This is a genomic window from Arthrobacter sp. H5 (genome assembly GCF_000520595.1).
Taxonomy (GTDB): domain Bacteria; phylum Actinomycetota; class Actinomycetes; order Actinomycetales; family Micrococcaceae; genus Arthrobacter_D.
Window position 1 is genome coordinate 1 of the sequence record NZ_KI914997.1, and the last position, 5,773, is coordinate 5,773.

Below are 5,773 nucleotides of genomic sequence, written 5' to 3' on the forward strand. Positions count from 1 at the left end.
GTCCGTTAGTGGGGAGCGAAGATCGCCAGGAGTGCACCGACTTCCTGATGTGCTTCGGCGGGATGGCGGAAGTGCTGGCGGGGTTGGATCACATACCGAGTGCGGCGTCCTTCGCGGAGGCGTTCCAGGTAGCCTGCCTCCTCAAGGTCCGCAAGAATGTGCAGGGTTGCCCTGGGCGTGATGCCAACAGTCGCTGCTATGTCGTCCACGCGCGCGCGGGAGTTCTCGTTGACAGCCAGGAGCACATGGCGGTGATTGGTCAGGAACGTCCAGGGTGGACGTTGGGCTGGCCCGGTGTCCGGGGTCGCTATTTCTGTTGCCGCCATTTCTTGGGCCGGATTCGTTGAATTCGTGAGCGACATTGGGGCGCCCCTTTCCTTGGATGTAGCTAGAGTCTCTTCCGACCAGTGTGCGCGGTAGCGAGCCTGGTGGTCCGGTATGCGCAGGATTTCCACGCCCTTTACTGACGGCGTCGGCAGGTCAATGGGAGTGACGACGGCGGCCGCGCCGGCCTTGCGAACCGCGCGGGCCAGGGCGATAGCCCGGGCCGGGCGTGAACGTCTGAGTGAGAACGTGCCGTGCCATACGACGCGTGCAGGAGCGGAGAATCCCGCCGCTTCCAGTACAGGCCGAACCTTGCCAGCGAGGGCTTCGGCTTCGCGCAGCGCTCGCCCATACAGCCTCGCCACTATCGCCGGATCGGTGGTGAACGCGGGTCGTTGCCTCGGCACCAAAAGTAGTATGGGCCTTTCCTGTTCTGAAGCGGCCCAAACCGCGCTGTGCGCCACAGTCGTGGCAACGGATTCGTCGGTGATAATGACGACGACGGGGCGCCGCGGGAAGGCATAAGCCGCGCTCATCGTGCACCGCCGTCTCTACCTGCGGACTCTCGATCGTCGTCGTCCTCGTCAGCGTTTACGTTCTCGGTCCGTTGGTTGGTGAGGACTTGGCCACGGTGACGGCGCCACACCGGTTCCAGCTCGGCGTTCTCTTCCTCAGTGGCGACCCGGAAAGGCGGCTCGGTCGGCTGCGGGAGGGCTTTGCGGCCCTGACCGCGGGTGGCGCGCAGGCTGGCAACGATGGAGACCGTGATGATCGTGGCGACCACAGCCAGGGAAATGGTTGTGGGGATGTAGAACAGGTCGATTTTGAGAAGCATCTTGATGCCGACCCAGATCAGGACCAAGGCCAACCCGATCTTCAAGTAGATGAAGCGGTGGATCAAATCTGCCAGCAGGAAGTACATGGCACGAAGTCCCAGGATCGCGAAGGCGTTGGCGGTGAAGACAAGGAAAACCTCGTCTGTGACGGCGAAGATCGCGGGGATGGAGTCCACGGCGAACACTATGTCCGTGACCTCGATCAGAACCAGCACCGCCAACAGTGGGGTAGCTAACAGGACGCCCTTGCGCCGGACCAACAGCTTCTGCCCGTGGTAAGCCTCGGTCATCGGCACGAAGCGCCGGAAGCCGCGAAGCACTATCGACTGCTCAGGGTTCAGGTGATCGTTGCGCTGCCGGATCATCCTCCACCCGGTGTAGAGCAGGAAGGCCGCGAAAACATAGAGAATCCAGGAGAAGTTCTGAATCAGCACGGCGCCGGCGGCGATGAAAATTGCGCGGAAGATCAGTGCCCCCAGCACGCCCAGGAACAAGACCCGGTGCTGGAACTCGCGCGGGACCGCGAAGTAGCTGAAGATGATTGCCCAAACAAAGACGTTGTCCACCGAGAGGGACTTCTCAATGAGGTAGCCGGCGAAGTACTGCTGACCGAACTCGGCCCCCCAGTTCATCCAGACCAGCACGCCAAAAGCGACACCGAAGGTCACCCACACGCCGGACCAGATGGCGGCTTCTCGCACGCCGATAACGTGGGCGCGACGGTGAGCAAAAAGGTCAACAGCCAGCATCACAAGGATGAAGGCCAATACCGCAGCCCAGATCCAGAATGGGACATCCATGAAAAACCCTCCGATCGAATCGATCGGAGGTCTTTCCCAGCCCTAAAAGGGCTTGTCCGCCGGGCTGCTGATAAGCCGTAGTGACGACGGGACAATTAGGGGATACTCCCCTCCGTGTACAAAACAAGTGAAGCACACTTCACCTACCAAGGGAAGAGCGGCGCGCCACACCAGCGTCGAGGGGAGCTGCGCCACCAATAAGACAGGATTAACGCCGCTTCCCGCGCAGAAGTCAGGCCACCTGCACAATGATCGATCTGGGCGCGACGATTGCACGGGGGTTTTCGCGCCAGCCCCTAATGGGCGGTGTTCTCTTCTGGTGTCAGAGCTGATCGCGTTCGGGCGATTTGTCCACCTCGCCGAGTGCCCCCTACGGAAGGTGCAGGCGCGTAACGGTAATGCTCTCCACGCGGTGGTCCGATACCCGGGTCACCTCGAAGAGGTGGCCCTGTGTCTCAACGCTGTCTCCATGGTCGGGGATCCGCCCCAGCCGGTCGATGATGAAACCTGCGACCGTCTCATAGGGGCCGTCATCGGGGAGTTCAATCCCGATGAGTTCCGGGACGTCCTCGATAATCAATCGGGCGTCAATCTCCCGTGACTCCCCTTCCACCAGGGCAGCGGCTTCTACTTCGTCCAACTGCTGGTCCCTATCGTATTCGTCATAGATCTCGCCAACGATTTCCTCAACGAGGTCCTCAAGGGTGACGATCCCATCAGTGCCCCCGTACTCGTCGACGACCAACGCCATGTGCTGTCCCTGCTGACGCATCAGGCTCAGCGATGGAAGGAGCTTATTCGTTCCCGGTAGGGGATAAATAGGGCGGATCAGGTCCGCGACAGTTCTCTCTTCACCCCCATGGGCCTCGAAGAGGTCCCGGAGATGAACGAACCCAACAACGTCGTCCTGCGTTGCCCTATATACGGGGTATCGGGTGTAGGGGTGATCTGCGATGACGGCTTTGGCGTCCTCGACAGACAGATCAGCGCGGAGAAAAACGACATCTGGCCTCGGCCGCATAACCTCACGGATCAATCGATCGCCGGCGCCGAAAACATCCGAAAGGATCCTTCGATGCTCCCGATTAAGGTTCGGGGTTTCCGCGAGCATCTGCTGCAATTCTTCAGCGCTCACTTCCTCCGTTCGGGCATGAGGGTCACCACCGAGGATCCTTACCACCGCGTTGGTAGAAACGGACAGCAACCAGATGACCGGCCGCATGAGTCGCGCGAATATGTTCAGCGGTGGCGCCAGAGCGCGGGTGAACCCCACGGCACGTTGCATAGCGAGTCGTTTCGGCACCAGCTCACCGAAGACAAGGGACAGATACGCGATGATCAGGGTCATTCCGATCAGAGCTACGGTGTCTGCTGCCTGAGGCGACAGGCCGCGACCTTCCAGGATCGGTGCGACATCGGGAGCGAGTGTAGAGGCACCGTATGCGGAGGAGAAGAACCCAGCCAGGGTCACCCCGATCTGCACCGCGGACAGGAACAGGTTTGGGTTACGGACTAACGCCGCCGTCTTCGGTCCGTGCTTACCGCCGGTCTCGATCCTGCGGACCTGGTTTTCCCGCAAGGTCACTATAGCCATCTCAGTGCCTGCGAATACACCGCCGATCAGGACGAACAACAGAACCAGCAAAGCATTGAGTACAGTATCGCCGTCCATACCCCGAGTCTAGAAGAACCCTCCACGGACGCACCCGACAGCGGTCGTCGCCGTCAAACACCCTCCGCCACTGAGAGGGACGAGTACGCCATAGATCGCTGCGAAAAATGAGCCAAACATCGATGTAATTCACAGGTGCCCTCGTAGGAGTTGCACCGCTTGTAGCGGATACGAACGATTTCGGCACATTGAGATAGAGCACCGTGGAGGCGCAAACCCGCGGCGAGACCGTCTCGTTTCAAGCTTGACCACGCTAATCGTGGCGATGGATCGAGTGTTGAGCTCTAACCTTCTAGCAACTACTACTGAGGAATCCATGAACGACGATGCACCTGAAAGCCAACGTCGCGGTGGGACGTCGACAAGCCAGCTCCTAATTCTGTGGGCTGCACCTGTCGGAGCTGCTATTGCGATCCCGACAAATTTCTTCGCTGGCTTTGCCGTAATGGCGATCGTTCTAAGCGTTCTCTTGATCGCGTGGCTGGTCGCACTCCTGCTCGTCAGCCGAACAGAATAACGACGTGGACGAGCGAATGAGGGAGGTCTCTCCGATCCGGAGGAGACAGACAAACGGGCACGGTGAGGGATCGGCTTGCGGAACAGCACAACCGCCAATGAAAGCTGCGATTAACCGCCATTCCTAGTTAACAGTCACAGCAGTTCCCGGAGCCGTGTCGTGTCTCAACAATGTGTCTTACATCGTCTATTCTCAACAAAGTACGTTTGGGCCTTTGATGAGCTGATAGGGGAGTGGGCGTGGGCAGTATCGTGTCATTTTCCGAAGTGGTCTGCACGGAATTTCTGAAGTCCTCTACACCCGTCTCCAGTTGGGGTGATTCTCAACGGAGTCACCGTCCGTGGACCTGTAAATGGGTGCTTGTGCTTTACCCGCAGTATGCGCCGGTCGAGGCGCTGTGGACGAGCTTGGCGTACTTGGCGAGCACACCCTTGGTGAACTTGGCCGGGAGGGGCTCCCAGCCGATCTTGCGGGCTTCGAGCTCCGCCTTGTCGACGAGGAGGTCGAAGCTGCGGGCGGCGATGTCCACGCGGATCCGGTCCCCGTCCTTGACGAAGGCGATGGGGCCGCCGTCGACGGCTTCCGGGGCGACGTGGCCGATGCAGAGTCCGGTGGTTCCGCCGGAGAAGCGGCCGTCGGTCAGCAGGAGCACGTCTTTGCCGAGGCCGGCGCCCTTGATGGCACCGGTGATGGCGAGCATTTCACGCATGCCCGGTCCGCCCTTGGGTCCTTCGTAGCGGATGACCACAACGTCCCCCTTGCGGATCTGGCCGTTGTCCAGCGCGTCGAGTGCGCCCTGCTCGCGCTCGAAGACGCGGGCGGTTCCTTCAAAGACGTCGGCGTCGAAGCCGGCACTCTTCACCACGGCACCCTCAGGCGCCATGGAGCCATGGAGGATGGTGATGCCGCCGGTCTTGTGGATCGGGTTGTCCATGGCACGGAGGATCTTGCCGTCCAGGTCCGGCGGGTTGATCGCGGCGAGGTTCTCGGCAACGGTCTTGCCCGTGACTGTGAGGCAGTCCCCGTGCAGGAGGCCGGCGTCGAGCAGTGCCTTCATGATGACCGGCACGCCGCCGATCCTGTCGACGTCCGTCATGACGTAGCGGCCGAACGGCTTCAAGTCGCCCAGGTGCGGGATCTTGTCCCCGATGCGGTTGAAGTCCTCGAGCGTCAGCTCCACTTCGGCTTCGCGGGCGATGGCCAGGAGGTGGAGCACGGCGTTGGTGGAGCCGCCGAAGGCCATGGTGACGGCGATGGCGTTTTCGAACGCCTTCTTGGTCATGATGTTGCGGGCCGTGAGGCCGAGGCGGAGCAGGTTGACCACCGCTTCGCCGGACTTGCGCGCAAACACGTCACGGCGGCGGTCTGCCGAAGGCGGAGCGGCAGAGCCCGGCAGGGACATGCCCAGGGCCTCGCCGATGCAGGCCATGGTGTTGGCGGTGTACATGCCGCCGCAGGCGCCTTCGCCCGGGCAGATGGCCTTTTCGATGCGGTCCAGATCCCCGAGACTCATCTTGCCCGCGGCACAGGCGCCCACGGCCTCGAACGCGTCGATCAGGGTGACCTCCTTCTCGGAGCCGTCCTCGAGCTTGACCCAGCCAGGCATGATCGAGCCGGCGTAGAG

Annotated in this window: 5 protein-coding genes; 1 reads left to right on the forward strand and 4 read right to left on the reverse strand. The window is 61.3% G+C overall.

What is annotated here, in order from left to right:
• Nucleotides 1-5: 5 nt before the first annotated feature.
• The 3 genes from Y708_RS31515 to Y708_RS0111745 form a co-directional block, all read right to left on the reverse strand.
• Nucleotides 6-860, reverse strand: coding sequence for a helix-turn-helix transcriptional regulator (locus tag Y708_RS31515; RefSeq protein ID WP_343212969.1), 855 nt, complete (start codon nucleotides 858-860; stop codon nucleotides 6-8).
• On the reverse strand, nucleotides 857-1,960 hold the full coding sequence (locus Y708_RS0111740) for a TerC family protein (RefSeq protein ID WP_028280085.1): 1,104 nt from the start codon (nucleotides 1,958-1,960) through the stop codon (nucleotides 857-859). Before Y708_RS0111740 ends, Y708_RS31515 begins: the two co-directional genes overlap by 4 nt.
• A gap of 370 nt (nucleotides 1,961-2,330) precedes the next feature.
• Entirely contained in the window at nucleotides 2,331-3,632 is a 1,302-nt protein-coding gene (locus Y708_RS0111745; protein WP_028280086.1) for a hemolysin family protein, read from the reverse strand.
• 316 nt (nucleotides 3,633-3,948) lie between these two features.
• Between Y708_RS0111745 and Y708_RS0111750 the strand changes: the two genes are divergently transcribed.
• Nucleotides 3,949-4,149 carry a hypothetical protein gene (locus tag Y708_RS0111750; protein WP_028280087.1) on the forward strand — a complete coding sequence of 67 codons (201 nt, stop codon included), beginning with the start codon at nucleotides 3,949-3,951 and terminating at the stop codon, nucleotides 4,147-4,149.
• Nucleotides 4,150-4,516: 367 nt separating this feature from the next.
• Here Y708_RS0111750 and Y708_RS24585 read toward each other — a convergent pair.
• Nucleotides 4,517-5,773 (reverse strand): dihydroxy-acid dehydratase domain-containing protein (locus Y708_RS24585; RefSeq protein ID WP_035776138.1); only part of this gene is annotated, 1,257 nt, incomplete at its 5' end.

What these genes read in the sequence shown, in the direction of transcription:
- Y708_RS31515 (WP_343212969.1), bottom strand. Translation starts at nt 860, where the DNA reads ATGAGCGCGGCTTATGCCTTCCCGCGGCGCCCCGTCGTCGTCATTATC.
- Y708_RS0111740 (WP_028280085.1), bottom strand. Translation starts at nt 1,960, where the DNA reads ATGGATGTCCCATTCTGGATCTGGGCTGCGGTATTGGCCTTCATCCTT.
- Y708_RS0111745 (WP_028280086.1), bottom strand. Translation starts at nt 3,632, where the DNA reads ATGGACGGCGATACTGTACTCAATGCTTTGCTGGTTCTGTTGTTCGTC.
- Y708_RS0111750 (WP_028280087.1), top strand. Translation starts at nt 3,949, where the DNA reads ATGAACGACGATGCACCTGAAAGCCAACGTCGCGGTGGGACGTCGACA.